Source organism: Brevundimonas abyssalis TAR-001 (genome assembly GCF_000466985.1).
GTDB lineage: Bacteria > Pseudomonadota > Alphaproteobacteria > Caulobacterales > Caulobacteraceae > Brevundimonas > Brevundimonas abyssalis.
In genome coordinates this window covers 106,139-132,699 of the sequence record NZ_BATC01000002.1, presented here as the reverse complement: position 1 = coordinate 132,699, position 26,561 = coordinate 106,139, and the positions used below count along the sequence as shown (strand labels likewise).

The 26,561-nt window shown below is 69.7% G+C and carries 25 protein-coding genes and 6 pseudogenes; 13 read left to right on the top strand and 18 right to left on the bottom strand.

From position 1 onward, the window contains the following. Positions 1 to 219, bottom strand: a pseudogene (locus MBEBAB_RS01190) (ion transporter); the annotation flags it as partial. 63 nt (positions 220 to 282) lie between these two features. Between MBEBAB_RS01190 and dapF the strand changes: the two are divergent. Beyond that, positions 283 to 1,118 (top strand): annotated as a pseudogene (gene dapF, locus MBEBAB_RS01185) (diaminopimelate epimerase). 118 nt (positions 1,119 to 1,236) lie between these two features. Beyond that, positions 1,237 to 3,515, top strand: a pseudogene (locus MBEBAB_RS01180) (NADP-dependent malic enzyme). A gap of 4 nt (positions 3,516 to 3,519) precedes the next feature. Here MBEBAB_RS01180 and MBEBAB_RS01175 read toward each other — a convergent pair. The 11 genes from MBEBAB_RS01175 to rplU form a co-directional block, all read right to left on the bottom strand. Continuing rightward, positions 3,520 to 5,259 (bottom strand): AmpG family muropeptide MFS transporter, encoded by a 1,740-nt coding sequence (locus tag MBEBAB_RS01175; protein ID WP_081703367.1) that lies wholly within the window; start codon positions 5,257 to 5,259, stop codon positions 3,520 to 3,522. A 40-nt stretch (positions 5,260 to 5,299) separates the two neighbouring features. After that, positions 5,300 to 5,971, bottom strand: coding sequence for a response regulator (locus MBEBAB_RS17020; RefSeq protein ID WP_242397012.1), 672 nt, complete (start codon positions 5,969 to 5,971; stop codon positions 5,300 to 5,302). After that, positions 5,968 to 6,864: a sensor histidine kinase gene (locus MBEBAB_RS17015; protein WP_242397011.1), complete on the bottom strand. Its 897-nt coding sequence runs from the start codon at positions 6,862 to 6,864 to the stop codon at positions 5,968 to 5,970. The genes MBEBAB_RS17020 and MBEBAB_RS17015 overlap by 4 nt, the downstream gene beginning before the upstream one ends. 94 nt (positions 6,865 to 6,958) lie before the next feature. Beyond that, complete coding sequence (locus tag MBEBAB_RS01165; protein ID WP_021696086.1) at positions 6,959 to 8,530, bottom strand: YifB family Mg chelatase-like AAA ATPase; 1,572 nt, start codon at positions 8,528 to 8,530, stop codon at positions 6,959 to 6,961. A 71-nt stretch (positions 8,531 to 8,601) separates the two neighbouring features. After that, positions 8,602 to 9,543: a glutathione synthase gene (gene gshB, locus MBEBAB_RS01160; RefSeq protein ID WP_045318617.1), complete on the bottom strand. Its 942-nt coding sequence runs from the start codon at positions 9,541 to 9,543 to the stop codon at positions 8,602 to 8,604. 84 nt (positions 9,544 to 9,627) lie between these two features. Then, positions 9,628 to 10,443: a SirB1 family protein gene (locus MBEBAB_RS01155; RefSeq protein ID WP_021696084.1), complete on the bottom strand. Its 816-nt coding sequence runs from the start codon at positions 10,441 to 10,443 to the stop codon at positions 9,628 to 9,630. A 7-nt stretch (positions 10,444 to 10,450) separates the two neighbouring features. Continuing rightward, positions 10,451 to 10,867, bottom strand: coding sequence for a YraN family protein (locus MBEBAB_RS01150; protein WP_081703366.1), 417 nt, complete (start codon positions 10,865 to 10,867; stop codon positions 10,451 to 10,453). Further along, entirely contained in the window at positions 10,867 to 11,742 is an 876-nt protein-coding gene (rsmI, locus tag MBEBAB_RS01145; RefSeq protein ID WP_021696082.1) for a 16S rRNA (cytidine(1402)-2'-O)-methyltransferase, read from the bottom strand. Before rsmI ends, MBEBAB_RS01150 begins: the two co-directional genes overlap by 1 nt. Before the next feature lie 88 nt (positions 11,743 to 11,830). Next, on the bottom strand, positions 11,831 to 12,364 hold the full coding sequence (locus MBEBAB_RS01140) for a GNAT family N-acetyltransferase (protein WP_021696081.1): 534 nt from the start codon (positions 12,362 to 12,364) through the stop codon (positions 11,831 to 11,833). Positions 12,365 to 12,533: 169 nt separating this feature from the next. Next, a complete protein-coding gene (rpmA, locus tag MBEBAB_RS01135; RefSeq protein ID WP_021696080.1) occupies positions 12,534 to 12,809 on the bottom strand; it encodes a 50S ribosomal protein L27 in 276 nt (91 codons plus the stop codon). Between the two features lie 97 nt (positions 12,810 to 12,906). Further along, positions 12,907 to 13,494 (bottom strand): 50S ribosomal protein L21, encoded by a 588-nt coding sequence (gene rplU / locus MBEBAB_RS01130; RefSeq protein WP_021696079.1) that lies wholly within the window; start codon positions 13,492 to 13,494, stop codon positions 12,907 to 12,909. Positions 13,495 to 13,719: 225 nt separating this feature from the next. On the opposite strand from rplU, the gene MBEBAB_RS01125 reads away from it, so the two are divergent. Continuing rightward, positions 13,720 to 14,295: a hypothetical protein gene (locus MBEBAB_RS01125; RefSeq protein ID WP_021696078.1), complete on the top strand. Its 576-nt coding sequence runs from the start codon at positions 13,720 to 13,722 to the stop codon at positions 14,293 to 14,295. A 1-nt stretch (position 14,296) separates the two neighbouring features. Here MBEBAB_RS01125 and MBEBAB_RS01120 read toward each other — a convergent pair whose 3' ends face one another. Beyond that, the gene (locus MBEBAB_RS01120; protein ID WP_021696077.1) at positions 14,297 to 15,148 is read right to left on the bottom strand and encodes an ion transporter; all 852 of its coding nucleotides are present in this window, start codon (positions 15,146 to 15,148) and stop codon (positions 14,297 to 14,299) included. A gap of 146 nt (positions 15,149 to 15,294) precedes the next feature. On the opposite strand from MBEBAB_RS01120, the gene MBEBAB_RS01115 reads away from it, so the two are divergent. The 8 genes and pseudogenes from MBEBAB_RS01115 (at position 15,295) to MBEBAB_RS01080 (ending at position 21,452) form a co-directional block, all read left to right on the top strand. Further along, positions 15,295 to 15,957, top strand: coding sequence for a hypothetical protein (locus tag MBEBAB_RS01115; protein WP_021696076.1), 663 nt, complete (start codon positions 15,295 to 15,297; stop codon positions 15,955 to 15,957). Between the two features lie 147 nt (positions 15,958 to 16,104). Next, positions 16,105 to 17,034 (top strand): cation diffusion facilitator family transporter, encoded by a 930-nt coding sequence (locus tag MBEBAB_RS01110; protein WP_021696075.1) that lies wholly within the window; start codon positions 16,105 to 16,107, stop codon positions 17,032 to 17,034. 43 nt (positions 17,035 to 17,077) lie between these two features. Next, positions 17,078 to 18,151, top strand: a complete 1,074-nt coding sequence (locus MBEBAB_RS01105) for a CobW family GTP-binding protein (RefSeq protein WP_021696074.1) — start codon at positions 17,078 to 17,080, stop codon at positions 18,149 to 18,151. Beyond that, positions 18,148 to 19,112: pseudogene (locus tag MBEBAB_RS01100) on the top strand (WD40 repeat domain-containing protein). The gene MBEBAB_RS01105 and the pseudogene MBEBAB_RS01100 overlap by 4 nt, the downstream one beginning before the upstream one ends. Positions 19,113 to 19,242: 130 nt before the next feature. Then, positions 19,243 to 19,599, top strand: coding sequence for a hypothetical protein (locus MBEBAB_RS01095; RefSeq protein WP_045318616.1), 357 nt, complete (start codon positions 19,243 to 19,245; stop codon positions 19,597 to 19,599). 154 nt (positions 19,600 to 19,753) lie between these two features. Next, a complete protein-coding gene (locus tag MBEBAB_RS01090) occupies positions 19,754 to 20,269 on the top strand; it encodes a hypothetical protein (protein WP_021696072.1) in 516 nt (171 codons plus the stop codon). Positions 20,270 to 20,435: 166 nt separating this feature from the next. Further along, positions 20,436 to 21,002: a hypothetical protein gene (locus MBEBAB_RS01085; RefSeq protein ID WP_021696071.1), complete on the top strand. Its 567-nt coding sequence runs from the start codon at positions 20,436 to 20,438 to the stop codon at positions 21,000 to 21,002. Positions 21,003 to 21,164: 162 nt separating this feature from the next. Next, complete coding sequence (locus MBEBAB_RS01080; RefSeq protein WP_021696070.1) at positions 21,165 to 21,452, top strand: hypothetical protein; 288 nt, start codon at positions 21,165 to 21,167, stop codon at positions 21,450 to 21,452. A gap of 49 nt (positions 21,453 to 21,501) precedes the next feature. Here the strand turns inward: MBEBAB_RS01080 and MBEBAB_RS01075 are convergent, their stop codons facing one another. From MBEBAB_RS01075 to MBEBAB_RS17885, 3 genes and pseudogenes are all read right to left on the bottom strand, one after another. Beyond that, positions 21,502 to 22,371 carry an NAD(P)-dependent oxidoreductase gene (locus MBEBAB_RS01075; protein ID WP_021696069.1) on the bottom strand — a complete coding sequence of 290 codons (870 nt, stop codon included), beginning with the start codon at positions 22,369 to 22,371 and terminating at the stop codon, positions 21,502 to 21,504. Positions 22,372 to 22,483: 112 nt separating this feature from the next. After that, positions 22,484 to 22,609: pseudogene (locus tag MBEBAB_RS17890) on the bottom strand (flavin reductase family protein); the annotation flags it as partial. Positions 22,610 to 22,734: 125 nt separating this feature from the next. Beyond that, positions 22,735 to 22,782, bottom strand: a pseudogene (locus MBEBAB_RS17885) (hypothetical protein); the annotation flags it as partial. A gap of 216 nt (positions 22,783 to 22,998) precedes the next feature. On the opposite strand from MBEBAB_RS17885, the gene MBEBAB_RS01065 reads away from it, so the two are divergent. Together MBEBAB_RS01065 and MBEBAB_RS01060 are read left to right on the top strand one after the other, a co-directional pair. Beyond that, the gene (locus tag MBEBAB_RS01065) at positions 22,999 to 23,898 is read left to right on the top strand and encodes a flagellar motor protein MotB (protein WP_021696067.1); all 900 of its coding nucleotides are present in this window, start codon (positions 22,999 to 23,001) and stop codon (positions 23,896 to 23,898) included. 106 nt (positions 23,899 to 24,004) lie between these two features. Then, positions 24,005 to 24,739, top strand: coding sequence for an arginyltransferase (locus MBEBAB_RS01060; RefSeq protein ID WP_045318615.1), 735 nt, complete (start codon positions 24,005 to 24,007; stop codon positions 24,737 to 24,739). A 4-nt stretch (positions 24,740 to 24,743) separates the two neighbouring features. On the opposite strand, the gene MBEBAB_RS01055 is transcribed toward MBEBAB_RS01060, so the two are convergent. Then, the gene (locus MBEBAB_RS01055) at positions 24,744 to 26,105 is read right to left on the bottom strand and encodes a PleD family two-component system response regulator (protein WP_021696065.1); all 1,362 of its coding nucleotides are present in this window, start codon (positions 26,103 to 26,105) and stop codon (positions 24,744 to 24,746) included. 12 nt (positions 26,106 to 26,117) lie between these two features. Continuing rightward, on the bottom strand, positions 26,118 to 26,483 hold the full coding sequence (locus MBEBAB_RS01050) for a response regulator (RefSeq protein WP_045318632.1): 366 nt from the start codon (positions 26,481 to 26,483) through the stop codon (positions 26,118 to 26,120). Positions 26,484 to 26,561: the final 78 nt, after the last annotated feature.

Below are 26,561 nucleotides of genomic sequence, written 5' to 3'. Positions count from 1 at the left end.
CAGGATCGCCGCGATCCCATAGTCGATCAGATAGAAGATCAGGCCGCTCTGATTCTTCAGCAGGGGCGCGGCGATGAAGAAGGCGATGATGGCGAAGTCCACCACGATCACGCCCAGGCGGAAGCGCACCGCCGTCGGTGACGAGCCGTGGTACAGCGCCCTCAGACGCGCCCTCAGCCGCCAACCCGTGTGGGTGTGCTCCTGACCCTGGGCTTTCATGGAAAAACTGTCCTTCGTCGCGTGCTCTGACGCCGAGCCGGAATTGCCCTATATGCGGAGACCATGACGCACCCCTTCGTCAAGATGAACGGCGCAGGAAACGACTTCATCGTGATCAACGCGATGGAGCGCCCCTTTGCGCCGACGAGCGAACAGGCCCGCGCCCTGGCCGATCGCGAGACCGGCCCGGCCGGCGGCTGCGACCAGCTGATCGTGATCGAGCCTTCGCAAACCGGCGACGCCTTCATGCGGGTCTGGAACGCCGACGGCGGCGTGGTCGAGACCTGCGGCAACGCCCTGCGTTGCGTCGGCTGGCTGCTGACCCTGGCGGGCGGTCGCGACCGGGTGGTGATCGACACCCTCGGCGGGCCGACCACCGCCGCGCGCGCCGGCGAGCTTCGCGTCGCCGTGGACATGGGCCCGCCGCGCCTGGCCTGGGACCAGATCCCGCTGGCCGAGGAGATGGACACCCGCGGCATCGAGCTTCAGGTGGGGCCGGTGGACGCGCCTGTCCTGCACACGCCCGGCGCCGTCAGCATGGGCAATCCCCATGTGGTGTTCTTCATCGACCACGTTCCCGACGACGCCTTCACCCGGGCCACCGGCTCGCTGATCGAGCATCATCCACTGTTTCCCGAGGGGGTGAACGTGGCTTCGCCCATGTGGAGGCCCGGGACCGCATTCGACTGAGGGTGTGGGAGCGGGGCGCGGGCCTGACCCTGGCCTGCGGCACCGGCGCCTGCGCCGCTCTGGTGGCCTGCGCCCGACGGGGCCTGACCGACCGGGCGGCCACGGTGATCGTGGACGGCGGCGAACTGATCATCGAGTGGCGAGAGAGCGACGATCACGTACTGATGACCGGGCCGGTCGAGGTGGAGACCACCGGGGTCCTGCCCTGAAATCCTGACGACGCGGCCCGGCAGGCAGAAACTCCAGCCTGTTGTGGTTGTGGGAAGGGCGCCCGGGTTCTAGGGTCTCGCCTTCCCTTGCCGCACCCGCGTGCCTTGCAGCGACCCCATGCCCGAAAACACCGAAAAGCAGACCTTCACCGACCAGGAAGCCCTGGATTTCCACAGCGAGCCGACGCCGGGCAAGATCTCCATGGCGCCGACCAAGCCCATGGCGACCCAGCGCGACCTGTCGCTGGCCTATTCGCCGGGCGTGGCCGTGCCGGTGCGGGCCATCGCCGAGGATGTGGACCTGGCCTATGACTACACCGCCAAGGGCAACCTGGTGGCGGTCATCTCCAACGGCACCGCCATCCTGGGCCTGGGCAATCTGGGCCACATGGCGTCCAAGCCGGTGATGGAAGGCAAGGCGGTGCTGTTCAAGCGCTTCGCCGACGTGGACTCCTTCGACGTGGAGGTGAAGACCACCGACCCGGACGAGTTCATCACCGTGGTCAAGAACATCGGCGACACCTGGGGCGGCATCAATCTGGAGGACATCAAGTCCCCCGAATGCTTCGAGATCGAGACCCAGCTGCAGGACCTGCTGGACATCCCGGTCTTCCACGACGACCAGCACGGCACCGCCATCATCTCCACCGCCGGCCTGATCAACGCCTGTCACGTGGCGGGCAAGAAGCTGGAGGACGTCAAGGTGGTCCTCGCCGCGCCGGCGCCGCGGGCCTGTCGTCCATCGCCCTGATGAAGGCGGCGGGCGTGAAGCACGAGAACACCGTCATCGTCGACCGTGACGGCGTGGTCTATCGCGGCCGCGACAATGTCGACCAGTGGAAGGCCGCCCACGCCACCGACACCCCGCACCGCACCCTGGCCGAGGCGATGGTCGGCGCCGATGTGGTCATCGGCCTGGCCGCCAAGGGCGCCATCACCAAGGAGATGGTCGCCTCCATGGCGCCGCGTCCCATCATCTTCGCCATGGCCAACCCGGACCCGGAGATCACCCCCGAGGACGTGCGCAGCGTCCGCGACGACGCCATCATCGCCACCGGCCGGTCGGACTATCCGAACCAGGTCAACAACGTCCTGGGCTTCCCCTACATCTTCCGCGGCGCCCTGGACGTGCGCGCCCGGCAGGTGAACCACGAGATGAAGGTGGCCTGCGCCCAGGCCCTTGCCGCCCTGGCCCGCGAGGACGTGCCGGACGAGGTGGCCGTGGCCTATCGCGGCCGCAAGCTGAAGTTCGGTCCGGACTACATCATCCCCACGCCCTTCGATCCGCGCCTGATCTGGTACATCCCGCCCTTCGTGGCCCAGGCGGCCATGGACACCGGCGTGGCGCGCAAGCCCATCGAGGACATGGACGCCTATCGCGCCACCCTGCGTCAGCGGCTCGATCCGTCCGCCGCCCTGATGCAGAAGATCTCCTCGGCCGTGCGCGGCGCGCCCAACAAGCGCGTGGTGTTCGCCGAGGGCGAGGAGACCTCGGTCATCCGCGCCGCCTGGGCCTTCAAGCAGCAGGAGCTGGGCACCCCCATCCTGGTGGGCCGCGAGGAGCTGGTGCGCCAGAACGCCGTCGAGGCGGGTCTGGTGTTCGAGGATCTGGGCATCGAGATCATCAACGCCCGCGTCTCGCCCAACAATGTGGCCTACACCGAGGCCCTGTATCAGCGGCTGTGGCGGCGCGGCTACCTGCGCCGCGACGTGCAGCGCATGATCAATCAGGACCGCAACTATTTCGGCGCGGCCATGCTGGCCCACGGCGACGCCGACGCCATGGTCACCGGCGTGACCCGCAATTTCAACATGGCGCTGAAGGAGGTCAGCCGGGTTCTGGACGTGAAGAGCACCCTGATCGGCCTGTCGGTGGTCATGGCGCGCGGCCGCACCCTCTTCGTGGCCGACACCTCCATCCACGAGCTGCCCGACGCCCAGGAGCTGGCCGACATCGCCATCCAGGCGGCGGCCGCGGTCCGCAAGCTGGGCCGCACCCCCCGGGTGGCCTTCCTGTCCTATTCCAGCTTCGGCAACCCCCCGGGCGACCGGGGCGAGAAGGTGCGCGAGGCCATCCGCATCCTGGATCAGCGCGGCGTGGACTTCGAATACGAGGGCGAGATGCCGCCCGAGCTGGCCCTGACCCCCGATGCACGCGGCTCGCACCCCTTCATGCGCCTGTCGCGGGAGGCCAATGTGCTGGTCATGCCGGCGATCCATTCGGCCGTGATTTCGACGCAGATGATCGAGGCGCTCGGCGGCGCCACCCTGATCGGGCCGCTGCTGATCGGGCTGGAGAAGTCGGTCCAGATCGTGCCGCTGGGCTCGTCCGTCAGCCAGATCCTCAACGCCGCCACCTTCGCCGCCTACGAGGAAGGCATCGCCGAGGAGGGGTGAGGCGTCAGGTCGACGCCTTGTCCTCAGGCGGCGCGGTCGGGATCTGTCCCTGTCGCGCGGCCACGTAGAAGGCCAGGACTATGGCGAAGACGCCGATCGCGGTCGAGTAGAGGAAGAAGGCGAAATAGCCCGCGCCCAGCCCCGCCGGCGTCACCCCGCTGGTGAGCGCGCCGGTCGTGAGGGAGTTGGCCGGCAGGTTCGAGAACAGCGGCTTGAAGGCGGCTAGCGGCCCCCCGGCGTCGGCGGAGCGGGCCGAGGCCTCCACGATCTTGCCCGACTGTGACGCCACCAGCTTGCCGGGCAGGGCGTAAAGCGAGCTGAACAGGGCGTACTGGACCGCCGTGAAGCCGATGGACGTCAGGCTGGACATGTAGGCGATCAGCGCCGTGCCCGCGAAGCCGGACGCCACATTGTCGATGCCGATGGCGATGAACAGGGCCCCCAGATCGTGTCCCTGGGTCGCCAGCCAGGCGAAGACGATGTTGGACACCGGGCTCATGAAGGCGCCGATGACCATGGTGCGGATCAGGCCCAGCTTGGCCACCGCCCAGCCCCCGGCGAACACGCCCACCGACAGCGCAATGACGCCGAACAGCTTTCTGACCTCTCCGATCTCGATGAGGCTGAAGCCCAGATCGAGATAGAACGGGTTCATGATGTTCAGGACGAAGTCCGCCAGACGGTACAGACAGATCAGCGCCAGGATCGGCCCCGCCAGCTTTCCGAAGCGGTTGAAGAAGTCCATCAGCGGCGCGCCGAACGACCCGGCCAGATAGGCGCCGGGCCGGGTGCGGTAGCCGGGGATCGGCCAGCAGGCGATCGCCAGCAGCACGAACCCGCCGATGACATAGGCGAACTGGATCAGGACGCCGGGCAGGTCGCCCTGATCGGTGGTCGCGGCGATGGCGGCGCCCAGCCCCTCGCCCAGCGGGGCCAGCGCCCAGGCCAGGGCGTCGGGCCGGTCGGTCAGCCCCGTGCCGATGATCAGGGCCGAGAGGGCGATCAGAGCCAGGCGCACGACCCATTCGATCTTTTCGAACACCGGCCTGGAGGGAATGTCGGCGACCGGAATCTCGCGAATGATGTGCCGCTTCTCGCGCGGCGCCATCAGCACGCCCAGCACGCCGAAGCCCATCAGGCCGGCCATGACGGCGTACGAGAGGTTCCAGTTGTAGTACTGGGCCAGCGCCAGCGGGATGAAGCCCGCCGCGATCTGGGCCACGCGCCAGCCCAGTTGATAGGCGGCGGCCAGGGCGCCTTGGCGGCTGTCGTCGGCGGCCTCGATGCGCCAGGCGTCGATGGCGATGTCCTGGGTGGCGCCGAAGAAACCCACCATGACCGCGAACAGGGCCACCATGCCCAGCTGGGTCTGCGGGTTGGACCCGGAAATCAGCCACAGGCCGAGGATGATCACCGCCTGGGTCAGCAGCATCCATGAGCGCCGATGGCCCAGCCATTTGGTCAGGATCGGCACATTGGTGCGGTCGAGCAGGGGCGCCCAGATGAACTTGAGGGCGTAGGTCAGGGTGGCCAGGGCGAAGAAGCCGATCAGCTCCAGCGTCACCCCGTCGTCGCGCAGCCACGCGGACAGGGTGTCGTAGATCAGCAGATTGGGCAGGCCCGAGGCGAAGCCCAGCAGCAGCATGGTGGCCGAGCGGCGCTCCAGATAGACCGCCAGCCCGCCGAAGCGCCCGGCGGGCTTTTCATCCGCCGTGATGGAGTCCCCTGGGCCCTGGTCGGTCATGGATGCGTCCCTTTGCAGGGACGCCCCCATGCGCCCCGATTCAGCAGGCGACCTTGGCGCGGAGTTCGCCGCTCGTCCAGCGGGCAAGCGCCGACCGGAGAGCATCGGTGTCGATGGGCTTGGTCAGGTGGTCGTCCATGCCGGCCTCCAGACACGCCTTGCGGTCCTCCACGAAGGCGTTGGCGGTCAGGGCCACGATGGGGGTGCGGTCGCCCCGGGCGCGGATGGCGCGGGCGGCGGCCAGACCGTCCATGCCGGGCATGCGCATGTCCATCAGCACCAGATCATAGCGGGCGCGGGCCAGGGCCTGGACCGCCTCGTCGCCCGAGCCGGCCGTCTCCACCACGCAGCCTTCGCGGCGCAGCAGGGTCTTGGCCAGCAGGGCGTTGACCGGATTGTCCTCGGCCAGCAGCACCCGCAGCCCGGCGAAGCGCACGGGGGTGACCCGGTCGTCCTCGCGCTGGGGCGGGGGCGGGCCGCCGATGGGGGCGTCGCCGCGCCCGATGGCCGCCAGCACGCGCTCCGCCAGCGATGCGCGGCGCAGGGGTTTGATCAGATAGCCGTGGAAGCCCTGCGACCGATAGCGCGCGATCAGCTCGCGCTCCTCGGCCTTGAGCAGGACGATGCAGCGGCCGCCCGTGGGGCAGGCGGCGAGGGCGCCCGTGTCGGCGGCGGCGTGGTCCACCAGGGTGACGGTGGCGCCGGTCTTCACCGTTCCGCCGCAGGCTCCACCTGCTGGCGTGCGGCCTCGGCCACCAGGGGGTCGGGGGATTTCACCGCCACGGCGAGGCCCTTCAGGGGCGTGGCCCGCCCTTCGGCGGCGCCGGGGGCTGCGGGGAAGACGGCCTCGAAACGGAAGCGCGCGCCGCCGCCGGGCCGGTCGGTGACGCAGACCTTGCCGTCCATGGCCTCGGCCAGCTTGCGGACCACCGCCAGACCCAGCCCCGCGCCGTCGAAGCGCGCCGCGTCGGAGGCGTCCACGTGGCCGAATTCCTCGAAGATGCGTTCGCGCGCCTCGGGCGGCACGCCGGGGCCGGTGTCGTCGATGATGAAGGCCAGCTTCGGCCGGCTGTCGCGGCCGCCCGCGCGCTCGATGGCGATGCGGACGCCGCCGGTCCCGGTGAACTTCACCGCGTTTCCGGCCAGGTTGAACAGGATCTGGCGCAGGCGGCCCTCGTCGGCCAGCACGTCGGGCGCGTCGGGCGCCACGGTCCACACCAGCGACAGGCCCTTGTCGTGGGCGCGCGGGCTGAGCAGCTCGGCCACGCCCTGGACCAGCGCCTCCAGATTCACGGGCTCGGAGTCCAGCTCCAGATGGCCCGCATCCACGCGGGCGTAATCCAGCAGGTCGTTGACCAGCCCCAGCAGGTGTTCGGCGGAATCCCGCGCGGCGCTCACATAGGCGCGCTGGGCGCCGTCCATGCGGGTGCGGGCCAGCAGGCCCAGCATGCCGATCACCCCGTTCAGGGGCGTGCGCATCTCATGGCTCATCAGCCGCAGGAACCGCTCCGCCGCCTGGGCGTCGGGAGTCCCGGCCGCGGCCGGGTTGGTCGGGAGCGCCTTTTGCGCCGTCTCGGTCTTCACGGTCTTTCGCCGCATGCTCATCACTCACCCTCCACCGGAGGACGAGCATGCACGACAACGGTTAAGGGCCGCCGAATCACCCGCGAGGCGTCAGGCGGTGCGCTTCAGGCGGGAGTCACCAGGCGGGCGCCGTCTCGGCCGCGACCGGCGCCGCGCCCGCCTCCTGCGGGCCCACGGTGGTGCGGCGATAGACCAGCGCCTCGGCGATGTGGCGGCGCAGGACCGGGGTCGATCCCTCCAGATCGGCGATGGTGCGCGCCAGCCGCAGGGTGCGGGTCCAGCCCCGCGCGGTCAGACCCCCCGCCTCCGCCGCCCGCATCAGCAGGGCCCGGCCGGACTCATCGGGCGCCCCGATCCGGTCCAGGGTCTCGCCGGACGCCCGGGCGTTGATTCCCTGATCCGGATCCAGACCGTGTTCGCGGGCGCGGTCGGCCTGGGCCTCGCGGGCTGCGGCCACCCGGGCGGCGGCCTCGGCCGTGCCCTCGGCGGGCGGGGGCAGGGCCATGTCGGCGGCGGTCACCGGCGGGGTCTCCACCGTCAGATCGATGCGGTCGAACAGCGGCCCGGAGATGCGGTTCTGATAATCCCGCTGACAGCGTGGAGCCTTGCCGCAGGCGCCCTTGCCCGGCCCGCCCACCCCGCAGCGGCAGGGGTTCATGGCGGCGATCAGCTGGAACCGCGCCGGATAGCGCACGTGGGCGTTGGCCCGCGCCACCACGATCTCGCCGGTCTCCAGCGGCTGGCGCAGGGAATCCAGCGCCTGGGGCGAATATTCCGGCAGTTCGTCCAGGAACAGCACGCCGTTGTGGGCCAGCGACGCCTCGCCCGGCTTGGCCCGGTGCCCGCCGCCGGTCAGGGCCGCCATGCTGGCGGAGTGGTGGGGCGACCGGAACGGCCGGTCCCGGGTCAGGCCGCCGCGCTCGATCAGCCCCGCCACGGACCAGACCATGGAGGTCTCTAGCAGCTCCTGCGGCGTCAGGGGCGGCAGCAGGCCCGGCAGGCGCTGGGCCATCATGGACTTGCCCGATCCGGGCGGGCCCACGAACAGCAGGTTGTGGCCCCCGGCGGCCGCCACCTCCAGCGCCCGCTTGGCGCTCTCCTGACCCTTGACCTCGCGCAGGTCCGGCCCGCCGGTCGCCGCCTTGACCGGCCCCGGCTCGGGCGCGCGCAGCACCTGCACGCCCTTGAAGTGGTTGATGACCCCGATCAGCGATCGCGGCGCCAGCACCGACACCTCGCCCGCCCACGCCGCCTCCGGGCCGTTGGCCTCGGGACAGATCAGGCCCAGCCCCATGGCGGCGGCGGCCACGGCGGCGGGCAGGGTCCCGCCCACCGGGGCGATGCGCCCGTCCAGCCCCAGCTCCCCCAGCGCCGCCCAGTCGGACAGCGCATCGGGTGCGATCACCCCCATGGAGGCCAGCAGCGCCAGGGCGATGGGCAGGTCGAAATGGCTGCCTTCCTTGGGCAGGTCGGCGGGCGCCAGATTGGCGATGATGCGCCGTGACGGCATGGCCAGGCCGATGCCCGCAAAGGCCCCGCGCACCCGCTCCCGGCTCTCGGCCACCGCCTTGTCAGGCAGGCCGACGATGTTGAAGAAGCCCTGATCCCCGGACAGCTGCTGGACCTGAACGTCCACCCGCCGGGCGTCCACCCCGTCGAACGCCACCGTCACCACGCTGGCCAGCATGCCCGAGCCCTCCGTTCCCGCATGAGAACGAAGCATGAACAGTCAGGTTTTGCAATAGCGGCGTTCGGTGATCAGCCGACCTTCGCCTCGATCACGTCCCACATCAGGGCGGCGGCGTTGATCCCGGTGAACTCTTTCAGCTGCACAGCGCCGGTGGGCGAGGTCACATTGATCTCGGTCAGATAGTCGCCGATCACGTCGATGCCCACGAAGATCAGGCCGCGCCGCTTCAGCTCGGGGGCCAGGGCCGCGCAGATCTCGCGGTCGCGGGCGGTCAGCTCCACCGCCTCGGCCCGGCCGCCGACCCGCAGGTTGGAGCGCACATGGCCCTTCAGCGGCACCCGGTTGATGGCGCCCACCGGCTCGCCGTCGATCAGGATGATGCGCTTGTCGCCGGCCTCGACCGCCGGGATGAATTTCTGGATCACCAGCTGGTCGCGGCTGATCCCGGCGTGGATCTCCACCAGCGCCTCCAGATTCGGATCGTCGGCCTTGAGCCGCACCACGCCCGAGCCCGCCGCCCCGTGCAGGGGCTTGAGCACCACGTCCCCGTGCCGCTGGTGGAACTCGGCCAGGGCCACCGGGTCCGACGAGATCAGGGTCGGCGGCTGCACCCCCTTGAAGCGCGTGGCGAACAGCTTCTCCGGCGCATTGCGCACCTCGGTCGGATCGTTGACCACCAGGGTCTGTGGATGGATCGTCTCCAGCAGATAGGTGGCGGTGACATAGGCCATGTCGAAGGGGGGGTCCTGACGCATCAGGATCACGTCGATGTCCTCGGCCAGGTCCAGCTTCAACCAGTCGCCGAAGGTCACGTGGTCCCCGACCTTCTGGCGCAGGGCTGCCGGCCGCGCGCGGCAGAACAGCCGCCCGTCCTCCAGCGCCAGGGTGGCCACGTCATAGACCCAAAGCCGGTGGCCGCGCTCCTGGGCGGTGATGGCCTGGAGGAAGGTGGTGTCGGCCTCGATGTTGACCGCCTCGATGGGGTCCATCTGGATGGCGACCTTGAGCATGGCGAAGTCCTTGAAGCGTGGCGTTGAGGGCTTGCAGATGGACGCCGCACGCCCCGGGCGCAAGGCGAACCCGCCTCTGGAGCGTCAGTTCAGGCGCAGGCGGATGCGGTCGTGGGCGCTGCGGGCGTGCATCTGGCCGTGGCCGTCCAGACCCCGCGCCCGGTCCAGCGCCGCCAGCGCCCCGGCCAGGGCGCCCTGTTTCTCCCGCGCCGTGGCCACGTCCAGCCAGGGGCGGTGATCCTCGGGGTCCAGCAGCACGCGGCGGACGGCCGAGCGCTCGGCGCCCTCGAAATCCTGACGCCTCAGGGCGCGCACATACAGCATGTTCTGCAGCCGGATCAGGGCCTGCCGGTCCGTCACCGGGGCCATCAGCAGGTCCAGCCGGTCCGCCACATGGGGGGTCAGCCCGGCCAGCAGCGCCCGGCGGGTCAGCTCGGACGGCATGACGATGCGGCCCTGGCTGAACGGGTCCAGCGCCACCGGCCCGTCCGGCGTCTCGACCCGCAGCAGGAAGTGGCCCGGGAAATCCACCCCCCGGCAAATCAGCCCCGCCTGCGCCGCCGCATGGATATAGAACACCGCCAGGGCCGCCGACAGGCCGCGCCGCCGCTCGGCCACGTCGATGATGTCGGTGTTGGCCGGGTCGTCGTAATGCAGCAGGTCGCCATTCAGCCGCAGGTCCGAGGCCATGGTCTCCACCAGGGCGTCGTCATGGGATTCGCGGGCCATGCGCTCGGCCAGCCGCTCGGCGGCGTTGGCGGCCAGGGTGCGCACCGGCGCCGTCTCCCGGTGCGGATAGTCGTGGATGGCGCAGGCGATGGCCGCCTCCAGCAGCGGGAAGGCGTCGTCCTCGGCCGTCCCGGCCTCGGTCAGAACCTGTTCCGCTTCCTCACGCGTCACTTCGACCTCACGATCGTCTCAGAGTGTCCTGCGACAGGCCCCGAACATGACGGGGAAAGCGGCCGGGCGCCAGCGCCACCATGTCCAGCCGCAATGACAGGGTCTTGAGCGAGGGCCGGTTTCTCGCAACCGCCCGCCCCGCCGCCAGCAGGCGTGCTTTCTGGGTTTCGCTCAGGGCGGTCAGGGCCTGATCCAGGGTGGCGCGGCGCTTGACCTCCACCACCGCCAGCACGCCGCCGCGCCGGGCCAGCAGGTCGATCTCGCCCGCCCGGCTCTTCAGGCGGAAGCCCAGCACCTGATAGCCCTTGGCCATCAGCCAGGCCGCCGCCAGCCATTCGGCTGCGTGCCCCGCCTTGTGCGCCCTGGCGCCCAGCCCGATCCGCCACGGCGCTTTCGCACGCACCGGAGCGGGGGGCGGCCGCATCAGGCCGGGTCCTTGCCCTGCAGCGCCAGGGCGCGGCGGTAGAGGGTCTTGCGCGGCAGATCCAGCGCCTTGGAGACTTCGGAGGCCGCATCGGCCGGACCGGCCCGTTTCAGGGCGTCCACCAGGGCGGCGTCGGCGTCGGCGTCGCTGGCCTGTTCGTCCTCGCCGGGGCCGATCACCACCACCAGTTCACCGCGCGGGCCGTCCAGCTGCGGCTTGGCGGCCAGCTGGACCAGATCGCCGCGCACGCACTCCTCGTACAGCTTGGTCAGCTCCCGGGCCACGGCGGCGGGGCGGGGCCCCAGCACGGCGGCCATGTCGGCGAGACTCCCCGCCAGACGCGGCCCGCTTTCAAAGAACACCAGGGTGGCGCGGATGGGCTTGAGCGCCTCCAGCGCCGTGCGCCGCTGGCCGCTCTTGGCGGGCAGGAAGCCGGCGAACAGCACCCGGTCGGCGGGCAGGCCCGCCACCGCCAGCGCCGCCAGCAGGCTGGAGGGGCCGGGCACCGGATGCACCGGCAGACCCGCCGCGATCATGGCCCGGGCCACCACGAAGCCGGGGTCCGACACCATGGGCGTGCCGGCGTCCGACACCAGCGCCACCACCTGACCCTCGCGCACCCGCTCCACCGCGCCCCCGGCGGCCCGTTCCGAGGCGTGGTCGTCGCATCGCTCCAGCCGGGCCTTGAGGCCATAGGCGGACAACAGCTTGCCGGTGACCCGGGTGTCCTCGGCCAGAATCAGGTCCGCGGCCTTCAGCACGTCCAGCGCCCGCAGGGTGATGTCGCGCAGGTTCCCGATGGGCGTGGAGACCAGATACAGGCCCGGCTGCACCGGCCGGGGCGGCGGCGCCATGGGCGGAAAGGGGGAGATCATCGAAGGATCCGTCATCCCCCGACCGTGCCAGCGCCCGCGACGCGGCTCAAGCGAAACAGCAGCGATCTCCCCCGCCCGTGACCCGTCGTCAGGCCAGCCAGAGCATCATGCGGGTGTCCACCTCGGCGTTGCGGGCGCGGCTGAACTGGCGGCGGGTTTCGCCGGTGTAGAGAAAGCCGGCCTTCTCCAGCACCCGGCCCGACGCGGCATTGTCGGTGAAGTGTCCGGCCACGACCGCCTTCTTGCTCCAGCGCGTTTTGGCCCAGGCCAGGGCGCCCTGCGCCGCCTCCGTGGCCAGACCCCGGCCCCAGAAGGGCTTGCCGATCCAGTAGCCCATCTCCGGCGCGCGGTCCTTGTCGTGGAACAGGCCCAGCACCCCGACGGGGCCGTGGTCCTCGTGTTCGATGACGAAGGTGTTGGCCCGGCGCGGGTCCTGCATGGCCACGTTCATGACGAAGGCCTCGGCGTCCTCGGTGCGGAACGGCGAGGGCATGCGGCAGGTCATGCGCGCGATCTCGGGATCGCCCGCCAGCTGGGCGATGCGGGAGATGTCGTGAGCGCCCGGCGCGCGCAGGGCCAGGCGCCGCGTCTCGATGACGGGGGAGGTTTCTATGACGCACATGGGCGAAGCCTCAACTCACGCCGGTCTCCTTGGAGGGCTCGGACCGGTCTCTCGAGGCGGGGAAACGAAAAAGGGAGCCTGGTCGATCCAGACTCCCCGCGGAATATTTCCCTGGTCCGGATCGCTGCTATTCTGGCCAGCGCGATCCGGGAGATTTCCTGGATTCGCGCTATTCGGCGGCCACGGCCTGTTCGGCCGGAAGCACGGAGACGTAACAACGTCCGCCCTGCTTGGTGGTGAATTTCACCGCACCCTGTACGAGGGCGAAAATGGTGTGGTCACGGCCCAGGCCGACGTTGTCGCCGGGGTGCCACTTGGTGCCGCGCTGGCGGATGATGATGTTGCCGGCCAGCACGCGCTCGCCGCCGAACTTCTTCACGCCGAGGCGTTTGGACTCGGAGTCGCGACCGTTACGCGACGAACCGCCGGATTTCTTGTGAGCCATGGGTCTGCTCCATCTTCCCTAGTGCGCTATCGCTCGGCTCGCGGAGCCTCGCTGCTTGAGCGCAGTGTAATCTAAACGTGGCGCGGTGGGCGCCGGACTATTCCTTGTCGGCCTTGGGCGCGGCCTTCTTGGCGGGCGCCTTCTTGGCCGGGGCCTTGGCCTCGGTCTTGGCTTCAGCCTTGGGGGCGGCGGCCTTCTTGGCCGGAGCCTTCTTGGCGGGCGCTTCGGCGGTCTCGGCCGGAGCGGCTTCAGCCTTGGCCTTGGGGGCCTTCTTCGGCTCGGCCTCGACGCGCGGGGCCAGGCCGCGGGCGCGAGCGTTCATTTCGGCCTTGGTCAGAACCTCGGCCTTGCCGTCCCACTTGGCCGACTGGCCGTCGCCTTCGATGCCGGTGATGCGCAGCACGCTTTCCATCTGGCGATGGCCGTTGGTGCGGCGATAGCCCTGACGGCGGATCTTCTTGAAGATCTTGATCTTCTCGCCCTTGCGGGTTTCGACCAGGGTGGCCGCCACGGAGGCGCCCTTGATGAGCGGCGCGCCCAGGGTCACGCCCTTGTCGCCGCCCAGCATCATGACTTCGCCGAAGCTGACGTCAGAGCCCGCGTCGCCGTCGAGCTTCTCGACCACGATCACGTCACCCGGTTGGACCCGGTATTGCTTGCCGCCGGTTTTGATCACCGCGTACATATTAAGCCTCGGCTGGAACGCAAAAAGATGTGCGCCCGCGAGGTGACCCTGCGGGCGAAGAGCGGCGACATATACGGACAGGCCGGTTTGAGTCAACGCGAAACGGGGGAATGGACCCCGATTTTCCCATCGGGCAAGGGTGTTCGCCGCCGGTTCGACCGGACTATGGCCTGACGGGGACAGGCCGGGCAAGCTGTCTCCGGCCAGTCCATCAAGGAGCGCTTCATGTCACGCCGTCTTTCCGCCCTCGCCGCGACCGCCGCCCTGGTCATGACCGCCCAGCCGGCGACGGCCGACCCGGTGGACGCCTACTGGGCGAATCTCACCGCCCTGTGCGGCAAGGCGTTCGGCGGAACCCTGGTCCAGGCGCCCGAGGGCGACACGGCCTTCGAGGGCCGGGCCCTGGTCATGCATGTGCGGGACTGCTCGCCGGAACGCATCCGCATTCCCTTCGTGGTGGGCGACGACCTGTCCCGCACCTGGGTGCTGACCCGCCATGAGGACGGCCGCATCGAACTGCGCCACGACCACCGTCACGCGGACGGCTCCGAGGAGGACGCCACCCAGTACGGGGGCTTCACGCCCAATCCGGGCAATGACCGCATCAAGATGTTCCCGGCGGATCAGGCCACCTGGGACCGCATGCCCAATTCCCACCCCAGCGTCTGGTTCATGGAGGTGCAGGACGACCGCTTCATCTATGCGGCCGTGCGCGTGGGCACGCCGCGCGCCTATCGGGTGGAGTTCGACCTGACCCGCGAGATCGCGGCGCCGCCCGCCCCGTGGGGCTGGACGGACTGAATCAGGCGCCCCGCCGCGCCAGAAGGTCACGCAGTTCGGCCATCTCGGCGCGCATGGCCTTGAGCTCGTCGGTCATGGCGCGGGCCTCGGCCGCGGATTCCGTGCGGGCCTGTTCGCGCTCGGCCGCGGCTTGGCGCAGGTGGGCCTCCACCTCCTCGTGATCGGCCTTGAGCAGATCGTCGTGCTCTTCCTGCATGGCCGAGACCACCACCCCGATGAACAGGTTCAGCATGGTGAAGGCGGTGGCCAGGATGAACGGCACGAAGAAGGCCCAGGCGTAGGGATAGACCTCCATCACCGGCCGCACGATGCCCATGGACCAGCTTTCCAGGGTCATGATCTGGAACAGGGAATAGGCCGAGGCCCCCAGGCTGCCGAACCATTGGGGGAAGCTCTCGCCGAACAGCATGGTGGCCATCACCGCCGACACATAGAAGACCAGCGCCAGCAGCATGACGATGGCGCCCATGCCGGGCAGGGCCGAGATCAGGGCCGAGACCACCCGCTTCAGCGACGGCGCGACGGTGATCAGGCGCAGCACCCGCAGCACGCGCAGGGCCCGCAGCACCGAGAACGCGCCGGTGGCCGGGACCAGGGCCACCCCCACCACCACGAAGTCGAACAGGCTCCACGGATCGCGGAAGAAGGCCAGCCGGTGCACCACCAGCCGCGCACCGATCTCGATCACGAACACGGTCAGCAGGATGCGGTCGGCCCACAGCAGCCAGTTCCCCCAGCCGGCCATGACCGCCGGGCTGGTCTCCAGCCCCAGGATGATGGCGTTCAGCACGATCAGGGCGGTGATGACCTGCTCGGTGCGGCGGGAGGCGAGAAGGGCGCGCAGGGATTGCAAGGGCGGCGTCCGTGGCTTGGCGGTTGGCGTGAAGCCCCATGTGGCCCGGCCCGCGGCGGAAATCCAGCGGCCCGCGCGCCCTGCGGCGAGACGGCCGATGGATCAGGGGTCGTGCGTTACAGAATAACGCGCTATGGGGCGCGGCCATGACCGACCCCGCCGCCGCCGAAAGCCTGCTGGCGCCCCTGATCTGGGGCGGGTTCGTCGCCGCCTTCCTGCACGCCGCCCTGCCGACCCACTGGCTGCCCTTCGTGCTGGTGGGGCGGGCCCAGGGATGGCGCGCGCGCATGACCCTGGGCGCCGCGGCCCTTGCCGGCATGGTGCATGTGATCTCCACGGCGATCGTCGGCGGGCTGATCGTGGCGGCCGGTCTGGCGCTGGAGGAGCGGCTGGCCGGGGTGCTGCCGTGGCTGGCGGCGGCCATGATGTTCGGCTTCGGGGCGTACTATCTGGTGCGGGCGTTGCGGACGCGGGCTTCGGCGGCGCGGGATGAGCCGGGCCGGGACAAGCCGGGGCGGGCGGTGTCGGACCGGGCCGCCTTCCTGGGCCTGATGGCCCTGCTGGCCCTGTCGCCGGGCGAGGTGCTGCTGCCGCTCTATCTGTCCGGCGCCCAGCACGGGCTGCACGGCCTGATCCTGCTGACCCTGGCCTTCGCGGCGGGCACCATCCTGGGCATGGTGCTCCTGACCGGGGCGGCCTTCATGGGCGCGTCCCTGCTGAGGCTGGAGCGTCTGGCGCGGTTCGAGGGCGCCATCCTCGGCGCCGCCCTGATCATTCTGGGCCTTCTCGTGGCCTTCGGTCCGCTCTAGGCGCCTGATCGGTTGAGGCGGAATCGCCTCGCGATTCCGCCGATGCCGTGAATCAGGCGCCAGATGAAAGCGAGAGCATGATTCACGCTTCAGCCGGAACCGCTGCGCGGTTCCGTCCGAAACGATCATGCTCTAAGCCTGACCGTCATGGCGCACGACCACCATCATCATCACGGGCATGGACACGGGCACGCCCATGGCCACGGCCATGATCATGGGCCGGTGAACACCGGCGACTGGCGCTATGTGGTCGCGCTGGGCCTGAACCTGGGCTTTGTGATCGTCGAGTTCTGGGCCGGCCTGGTCAGCGGCTCCACCGCCCTGATGGCCGACGCCGGGCACAATCTGTCGGACGTGCTGGCCCTGGCCCTGGCCGGGGGCGCGGCCTGGCTGGCGCGCAAGCGGGCGCGGGATTCCCTCACCTACGGCTATCGCAAGGGCACGGTGCTGGCCGCCCTGGCCAACGCCATCCTGCTGCTGCTCGCCTGCGGCTGGATCAGCTGGGAGGCGTTCCAGCGGCTGATGAACCCGGTGGAGGTGGCGTCCGGCTTCATCGTCGTGGTGGCGGGCATCGGCTTCTTCATCAACCTGGGCACCGCCCTGCTGTTCCTGAAGGACCAGCACAAGGACCTGAACGTGCGCGGGGCCTATCTGCACATGATGGCCGATGCGGCGGTGTCCCTGGGCGTGGTGGCGGCGGGGCTGGTGATCATGTTCAGCGGCTGGACCATCATCGACCCGATGATCAGCCTGGTGATCGTGGCGGTGATCCTGTGGGCCACCTGGGGGCTGCTGAAGGACTCGGTGACCCTGGCGATGGACGGGGCCCCGGCGGGCATGGATGTCAGCGCCGTGCGTCAGGCGCTGCTGGACCTGCCCGGCGTGGCGGCGGTGCACGATCTGCATGTGTGGGGCCTGTCCACCACCGACGCCGCCCTGACCGCCCATCTGGTGCGCAGCGCGGACGCGCCCCCCGACCTGCTGACCCGCGCCCAGAAGGCGGCGGCCGGTTTCGGCGTCGCCCACACCACCTTCCAGATCGAGGACGCGGCGCAGGCCGACTGCCCCGACTGCTGAAGCGGCGCTTGATCGCGGGCTCCGCAGGCGCCATCTGGCGCTCATGACCGACAAGACACCCGTGACCGTGCTGACCGGCTACCTCGGCGCCGGCAAGACCACCCTGCTCAACCGCATCCTGACCGAGGACCACGGCAAGCGTTACGCCGTGATCGTCAACGAGTTCGGCGAGATCGGCATCGACAACGATCTGGTGGTCGGCGCCGACGAGGACGTGTTCGAGATGAACAACGGCTGCGTCTGCTGCACCGTGCGCGGCGACCTGATCCGGGTGGTCTCGGGCCTGATGAAGCGCCAGCGTCCGGGGAAGCCCGCCTTCGACGCCATCATCGTCGAGACCACCGGCCTGGCCGATCCCGGCCCGGTGGCCCAGACCTTCTTCGTGGACGACGAGGTGCGCGAGAAGACCCGGCTGGACAGCGTCACGGCCCTGGCCGACGCCCTGCACATCATGGCGCGGCTGGATGACTCCCGCGAGGCGCGCGAGCAGATCGCCTTCGCCGACCGCATCATCCTGAACAAGACCGATCTGGTGGACGAGGCGCAGCTCGTGGCCATCGAGGCCCGCCTGCGCGCCCTGAACCCCATCGCCCCGGTGATGCGGGCCCAGCGGGCCGATGTGCCGCTGGATCAGGTGCTGGGGCTGGGCGGCTTCGATCTGGAGCGCATCACCGACATCCGCCCCGCCTTCGCCAACCCGGCCCACGGCGAGCCGGGCCATGTGCACGACGATCACTGCGGCCATGATCACGACCATGATCACGACCACCACCATCATGACCACGACCACGGGCACGGCCCGCGCGGCCACGACCACGGCGACGACATCCGCGGCGTCAGCCTGTCGCTGGACCGGCCCATCAACGGGGCGAAATTCACCCGCTGGCTTGACGAGCTGCTGGCCACAAAGGGCCAGGACATCCTGCGCGCCAAGGGCATCATCGAGGTGGCGGGCGAGGACCGGCGGCTGGTGTTCCAGGCCGTCCACATGATCCTCGAGGGCGACCTGCAGAAGCCCTGGGGCGAAAAGGAGCGGCGCTGGAGCCGCGCGGTCTTCATCGGCCGCGACCTCGACGAGGCGGCGCTCAGGGCCGGCTTCGAGGCCTGCGCCGCGTGAGCCAATTCTCCTTCGACGCCCAGCCCACCGCCGCCCTGTTCGACCATCAGGGCGCCGTCTTCGCCCTCGGCGACGGGGCGGTGCGGTTCGCCAGCGGCGAGCGCGTGGACGCCCACGACGGCCCGGTGCTGTCCGCCGCCATCCATCCCTCCGGCGAGGGCGTCGTCACCGGCGGCGACGACGGCAAGCTGGTGTGGAGCCGGCGCGAGGACGCGGGCCAGCTCGCCGCGGCAAAGGCGCCTGGATCGACGCCGTGGCCACATCGCCCGCCTCTGGCCTGATCGCCTTTTCCGCCGGGCGCACGGTGACGGTTCTGGACGTCAAGGACCCGGCCTTCCGCCGCACCTTCGAGCATGAGCGCACCGTCTCGGGCCTGGCCTTCGATCCCAAGGGACGGCGGCTGGCGGCGGCCACCTACGGCGGCGCGGCCCTGTGGTTCGCGCGCATCGAAAAGCAGAAGCCGACCTTCCTCAAATGGGCCGGGTCGCACACCGGCGTCACCTTCTCCCCCGACGGCAATTTCGTCGTCACCACCATGCAGGACGCCCAGCTGCACGGCTGGCGGCTGAAGGACTCAAAGGACATGCGCATGGGCGGCTATCCGTCCAAGGTGCGGGCCATGGCCTTCCTCTCGAAGGGGGCGCTGCTGGCCACCTCGGGCGCCCAGGGAACCGTGCTGTGGCCGTTCGTCGGCGCCAACGGCCCCATGGGCAAGGAGGCCACCGAGATCGGCTACGACGCCGGATCCCAGGTGCTCCTGGTCGCCGCCGCCCTGGACCACGCCAAGCTGGCCGCGGGCCTGTCCGACGGCCGCGTCTGGGTCGCCGAACCCGCCGCCCAGGGCCTCAACTACATCCGCGCCGACCGCGGCGCCCCCATCGCCGCCCTCGCCATGAGCCCGGACGGAACCCGGGTGGCCTGGGCCGACGAGGACGGCGAGGCGGGGGTCTCGACGCTCTGAGGAACGGAGCGCGCGGGCGGAGGCGGACACCCCCGGACCGGACGTTCGGAAGGTCCGCACTGGGTGGGTAGCGGACGTTGTCCCGCCCTGACGTTTTGCTGTAAGTTAAAGGCGTCATGAGAGGGTCGGGATGCTGAACCGCCTAGAAGCCGTCCTCGGATACGTCGCCTATCAAGCTTGGGCAGTCGGACTGGGTGCGTTTTGGTTCTACATCCAGATCGCAAGGGCAGCTTCGTCCGTCCCCGACCCCGCAACTGGCATGACGGCTGGGATGAGCGATCACGGGGAGTGGTTCTTTGTCCATCCTTGGCAAAAAACGCTTTTCTGGGTCGCGCTCTTTGGTGGCGTTACGGCTTTCATGATTGCCGTCGCGACGATGCAAAACTACTTCGGAAAGGAGGCACTGAAGAAGCTGCGTCCAAAGACGCTGGCTTTAGCGGTCATCGTCGCAGTCACCGGCTGGACACTGGTTATTCGGGTTGTGTAGCTCCATCGTGCAATCGCCGCTCTCGTGTCCGCAATGGGTCGAACCCGGTCAAAGGCGCCGCGCCGTCTTCCAGACAGATGGCGCCCGATTGACGCCCCCCGGGGCGCATGCTCCGCTGCCGGGGAACCGCAAAGGTTCACGCAAAGGACCCGCCATGACCCTGATCCGCACGACCGTTCTGGCGGCCGTTCTCATCGCCGCCGCCGGCGCGGCCGAGGCCGCCCAGCAGTGCGGGGCGACCGTCCACACCCGCTTCGACGAGACCCGCGCCAATTTCGACAACAGCCTCGGCGCCTGCCGCCCCGACGGCTATTGCTCGGTCGTCCTGGCCCTGACGGATCCCTCGGGTCAGGCGGCCTACGCCCAGCAATTCCGCATCGCCCGCCCGACGCCTGGCGCCGCTTATGTCGTCGAACTGGTCGCGGTCACGCCGATGAACGCCGACGACGGTCAGCCCATGTCGATCGCCTTCGGCTCCCGCAGGATCGACCTGACCGGCAAGGCCCCGCTCCAGACCAACAACCTCAACCTGTTCGAGATCACCGACGCCGCGACCGTCTCCGCCATTGTTTCGGGCGCCGCCGCGCCAACGTCATGCGCTGGACCTACCAGAGCGAGGTCGGCCCCGCCGAAGCCTGGTTCAGCCTTGGCGGCGTCACCCGCGCGCTGAGCTGGATCGACTGCATGGGCCGTCGCTAGCCGGATCGTCCGCAATCAGACCGGGCGCGTTCTCGCGCCGACTCTTGATGCACCGGCCCTGACGGTCCGTGACGGCGGCTTGGCCGGGTTGGGACGGCCCCCATCTTCCCTCACGGAACATCAGGGGAGACTCCACCATGGACATGGCCGACATCGCGACCTCGGCGACCGTCGTCATCCTGCTGGCCGCCGTCCTTGCGGCATGGCTCAGGGAGCGCAGACGGACCCGAACGCTTCTGGGCGTCCTGCACGCCGAGGCCCGCGGGCTCTGCGCCGAGGCCGCTGGCCTGGCCGAGGCCCTCGCGCGCCGTCAGGCGGACGGTGTACCGATCGACCAGCTTTTCCTCGACATGCACGCGCTCAGCGAGCCGCAGACCTGGCCGGGCCTTGTTTCGTCCTCGGGGCTGATGCCGCGCGACATCTTGGGGCGAGCGGTGGAGCTGCACGGCCATCTGGCGCTGGCGCGGGCGCGGCTCGCCGGCTTGCGCTCGGGCCCGCGGGACAGGGCCGGCGCCGGCCTCCTTGTGACGACCTTGCTGCATGCGGCCAACGGCGGGGAGGGCCTCCTCTGCGAAATTGAAGCCCGATTGGGCTGGCCGCACCGGGGGGAGCCTCACATGCCGTCGGCCACAGCCCTCGTCACCGCCATGGAGGACGATACGCCCGAGGTCTTTGACCGGGCCTACTGGAGCGACCCCGTTTGAAACCGTCTTCGGTGGACAATGCGCGAGCGGAAGCCTGACTGCGGTGCTACAGAGCCACGATAATCCCGCATTTTCCGGAGCCAATGCCGCAGCCCACAAGGGGTCGGCGCCTCCGGACCCTGTTTTTCATCCCGCTGCTCCCGGGCGCCTCACACTGGCGGGATGTCCATTCGATATCTGCCTGACAGCCCGCCCGTCTTCGACACAAGCAAGGCCCGCGCCCGCTGGGCCGCCGCCAAGGCCGACTATCTGGCCGGGGGCGGCGCGCCCGAGGTCTGCGAACGCCACGGCCTCAGCCTGCGCACCTTCCGCTGGCGCGCCAGCAAGGAGGGCTGGCGCCGCGCCGACCAGCCCGCCCCCTTCATCGCCCCGGAGCCCGAGCCCGCACCGGCCGCAGCAGGACGAGCCCCTTGTCATCCCGGAAACGCCGTCAGGCGTTATCCGGGATGACAAAAGCTGGGCTCTCCGCTTCGCTACGGCCGGGATGACAGAGGGGCGCCTACTCGCCCGGCTTCCGGTCCTGCAGCCGCGCCGCCAGACTGGACGTGTCCCACCTGTTTCCCCCCATGGCCTGGACCTCGGAATAGAACTGGTCCACCAGCGCCGTCACGGCCAGGTGGCTGCCGTTGGCGCGCGCCTCGTCCAGCACCAGCCCCAGGTCCTTGCGCATCCAGTCCACGGCGAAGCCGAAGTCGAACTCCCCCCGGCTCATGGTGGCCCAGCGGTTGTCCATCTGCCACGACTGGGCCGCTCCCTTGGAGATGGCGGCCTGCACAGCCTCGGGCTCCAGCCCGGCGTTCTGCGCGAAGTGGACCGCCTCGGCCAGGCCCTGGACCACCCCGGCGATGCAGATCTGATTGACCATCTTGGTCAACTGCCCGGCCCCCGACGGCCCCATCAGGCGCATGGCTTTCGCATAGGCCGCCAGCACCGGCTCGACCCGGGCGAAGGCCGCCGCGTCGCCGCCGGCCATGATCGTCAGCTGGCCGCTCTCGGCGCCCGCCTGTCCGCCCGACACCGGGGCGTCGATGAAGGCCCGTCCGCCCTCGCCCGCCAGCGCCGCCATCTCGCGGGCCACCGTGGCCGAGGTGGTGGTGTGGTCCACGATCACCGCGCCCTCCGCCAGATGCGGCAGGGCCTCGGCTGTGACCTGACGCACGTCGTCGTCATTGCCCACGCACAGCATCAACAGTTCGGCCCCCGCCGCCGCCTCGGCCACGGTGGCCGCAAGGGCCCCGCCCGTCCTGTCGGCCCAGGCCCGCGCCTTGTCCGGCGAGCGGTTGAAGCCGGTCACCGCGTGCCCGGCCTTGACCAGATGCCCGGCCATGGGCCCGCCCATGACCCCCAGTCCGGCGAATGCGATCTTCACAGGCTGTTCTCCCCCATGCGTCCGTAATGACCCCGGAAGAAGACCAGGCGTCGCCCCCGTCCACCTGGAAGCTCTCCACCTCGCCCACGATGGTGACGTGGTCTCCCATGGGCAGGCGCTGCCAGGTGCGGCAGTCCAGCCGGGTGATCGCGTGCTTCAGGCGCGGCGCGCCCTCGCCCACCCGGTCGTATTCCTCCTCGGCCAGCATACAGTCGCCCCGCGCGAACCGGGCCGCCATGCGCCGGTCTTCGGCGCCCAGCACATGGATGCTGAACCGCTCGGCCCCGGCGAACGCCTGGCGCGCTGCGACCCCTCGTCCAGGCACCACAGCACCAGACGGGGCTCCAGCGACACCGAGGTGAAACTGTTGATGGTGATGCCCAGCGGGCCGTCGGCGGTGTCCGCCGTCACCACGCACACGCCGGTGGCGAAGCCGCCCAGCGCCCGGCGATAGGCCACGGGCTCGGGCGTGTCGGCGTCGGTCTGGGGATCGATGGTCACGCAGGCTCCACGGTCGGCTCACCCGGACCTAGGCGGCGCGGGCGGCGGTGGCAACCGTCCCGTTTCGGGAAACCCCGCCTTAACCTCATTCAGGCAGGATCGACTCACCATTGCGGGGTGCGTTCCATGTCCATGAGCGATCGTCCGATCCTCATCAAGAAGGTCAAGAAGAGCGGCGGCCACGGCCACCATGGCGGCGCGTGGAAGGTGGCCTACGCCGACTTCGTCACCGCCATGATGGCCTTCTTCCTGTTGATGTGGCTCATCAACACCACGGACCCGGAGCAGAAGCGCGGCATCGCCGAGTACTTCGCCCCCGCCAGCGTCTCGTCCACCACCAGTGGTTCGGGCGGCATTCTGGGCGGCACCGCCCTGGGCGACGACGGAGCCCAGGGCTCCGGCTCCCGCTCGGTCATCGAACAGCTGGCCCCCGAAGCCCCCGACCAGACCGAGGACGCTGGCCAGAGCAGCAACCTGGCCGCCGCCACCGAAAACGAACTGCGCGAGGAGATCGCCCGCCGCGAGGCCCAGGAGTTCGCCAGCGCCGCCGCCTCCCTGCGCCAGGCCATGCAGGACATGCCCGAGCTGGCCGAGCTGTCGCGCCACCTGATCATCGACCAGACTCCCGAGGGGCTGCGCATCCAGCTGGTGGATCAGGAAGGCCGGTCCATGTTCGACAACAACTCGGCCCAGCCCAACGAGCGGGCCCGGGTGCTGCTGCGCGCCGTGTCCCGGGTCATCAACCAGCTGCCCAACCGCGTCACCGTCACCGGCCACACCAGCGCAGCGGACGGCCAGCGCCGGGCCAGCGCCCCGGGCGACTGGTCCCTGTCCTCGTCCCGCGCCGACGCCTCGCGCCAGATCCTTCAGGGCGCAGGGGTCGATCCGGACCGGGTCTATCAGGTCTCGGGCAAGGCGGGCTCCGACCCGCTCTATCCCGACGACCCCACCCTGGCCGGCAACCGCCGCATCGCCATCGTGCTGCTGCGCGAGGCGCCGGTGTTGCCCGCGGACACCAGTCTGTGACCCGCCGCCCCGCCTCTCGCGCGAACGCGCTTGCGGCGGGCGGCGATTTGGCCCCAAATCCATCCAGGTCTGAGTATCGGCCTGATTTCATGCAGGTTATGGGAGCGTGACCCGACACATTCCGACACGGCAGCTGCGGTTCTTCATGACCGCCACCGCGCCTTGTCCCTACCTGCCCGGGCAGGTGGAGCGGAAGGTGTTCGCCAACCTGCCCTTCTCCGAGGGCGCCGACGTCAACGACCAACTGACCAGCGCCGGCTTCCGCCGCAGCCAGAACATCGCCTACCGCCCCGCCTGCGAGACCTGCGACGCCTGCGTCTCGGTGCGCCTGCCGGTGGCCGACTTCGTCTTCAGCCGGTCCCAGCGCAAGGTGCTGAACCGCAACGCCGACCTCAGCCGCGCCCTGGTCGAGGCCGAGGCCACCATGGAGCAGTTCGACCTGCTGCGCCGCTACCTCACCACGCGCCACCCCGGCGGCGGCATGACCGACATGACCTGGCAGGACTATGTGGCCATGGTCGAGGACACAGCCGTGCGGACCCACCTGATCGAATACCGTCTGCCCTCCGACGACGGCGGCCCGGGCGAGTTGGTGGCCGTGTGCCTGACCGATCTGCTCTCGGACGGACTGTCCATGGTCTACAGCTTCTTCGATCCCAGGCTGGAGCGGCGCAGTCTCGGCGTCTTCGCCGTGCTGGACCACCTGCGTCAGGCGGAGCTGATCGCGGCGCCCTATGTCTATCTGGGCTACTGGGTGCAGGGCTCCGCCAAGATGGATTACAAGGGCCGCTTCCGCCCCATGGAGGTCCTGCGCCCTCTCGGCTGGACCCTGGTGGTCTGAAGCCTCAGGCGGCCTTGGCGATGACGCGGTCGCGGCCGGAAGCCTTGGCCTCGTAGAGCGCTTCGTCGGCGCGCTTCAGCAGGGCTTCGGGCGTGTCATAGGGACCGTCCGTCGCCGCTACGCCCGCTGAAATGGTGACCGTCAGCAGCTCGCGCCCGCCCATGATGCGGAACGGGGCGCCGCCGATGTCGCGGCGGATGCGGTCGGCCACCCGCTCGGCGGCGGCCAGCGAGGCGCCGGGCATGACCACCACGAACTCCTCGCCCCCGTAGCGGCACGGCAGGTCGATGGCCCGCACATTGGTGGCCAGGCGCACGGCGAACTCCCGCAACACCTCATCGCCCGCGTCATGGCCGAAGCCGTCGTTGACCGCCTTGAAGTGATCGATGTCCAGAACCATCACCGCCGCCGGCTCGCCGCCGCGCGAGGCGCGGGTGGCCAAGGCCTGCAGCTGGGTGGTCATGTAGCGCCGGTTGTGAAGCCCGGTCAGCGGATCGGTGACCGCCATCTCCAGGCTGTGATCCAGCTTGTCGCGCAGGAAGTCGGTGTAGCGCTTGCGCCGGATCTGGGTGCGCGCGCGCGCGGCCAGCTCCTGGGCGTCCACGGGCCGGGTCAGCACGTCGTTGACGCCCAGCTCCAGCGCCTTGACCAGACGCGTCCGGTCCTCCGGCTCGATGATGATCAGCAGGGGCAGGTGTCGACTGGCCTCGGCCGAGCGGATGTGGGCGGCCAGACGCAGGCCGTCGAAGCTCTCGGCCGCCGCATTGATGATCATCAGGTCGACGGGCCCGCGCGACGCCATCAGGGCGTTGCCGGCGTCGGATTCGATCACCGGGCGGTGTTCTTCCTTGAGCTGATCGAAGATCTTTTTCGCCTGACGCTCGTTGTCGTCGACGATCAGGACGCGCCCGCCGATGCCGCGCATCCGCGCCGAGCCCTCCTCGAGGCCCAGACGGCGCCCGGATTCCTCGCGCTCGCGCAGTTCGTCCATGACGAGCTTGAGCCGGCTCAGGGAGCGGACGCGGGCGAACAGCACCACGTCGTCGATGGGCTTGGTGACGAAGTCGTCGGCCCCGGCCTCCAATCCCTTGATGCGGTCCTCCCGGCCGTCGAGGGCCGTGACCATGACCACGGGGATGTGGCGGGTGACGGGGTCGGCCTTCAGCCTGCGGCAGGTCTCGAATCCGTCCATGCCGGGCATCATGACGTCCAGCAGGATGATGTCGGGCTGGTCTCGGGCCGCGATTTCGAGCGCGGTCGGCCCATCGGAGCATTTCAGGACGTCATAGTATTCGATCGTCAGCTTGGCCTCGAGCACGCGGACGTTCGCCTCGACGTCGTCGACCACCAGAATGCGCGCGGTCATAGGCCTGCCTCGTTACGCCACATACCGTCTCACGGTATCCAGAAACCCCATCACCGAGATGGGCTTGGAGATATACGCTTCACACCCCCCCTCGCGGATGCGCTCCTCATCGCCTTTCATTGCGAAGGCGGTGACCGCCACCACGGGGATATGGGCCAGATCCTCGTCTTCCTTGAGCCACTTGGTGACCTCAAGGCCGGAAATCTCCGGCAACTGGATGTCCATCAGGATCAGGTCGGGGCGATGCTCGCGTGCGAGAGCCAGAGCCTGCAGACCTTCGCGGGTCTGCAGGGTCTCGTAGCCCTGGGAATCGAGCAGGTCATGAAAGAGCTTCATGTTCAGCTCGTTATCCTCGACGATGAGGACTTTCTTGGACATCATCACCGACCGGTCTGTTCCCTGCCGACACGCTTCGCCAGCCCCTGTATGCGTAAGGACCGGCCGCGTCTTATTCAG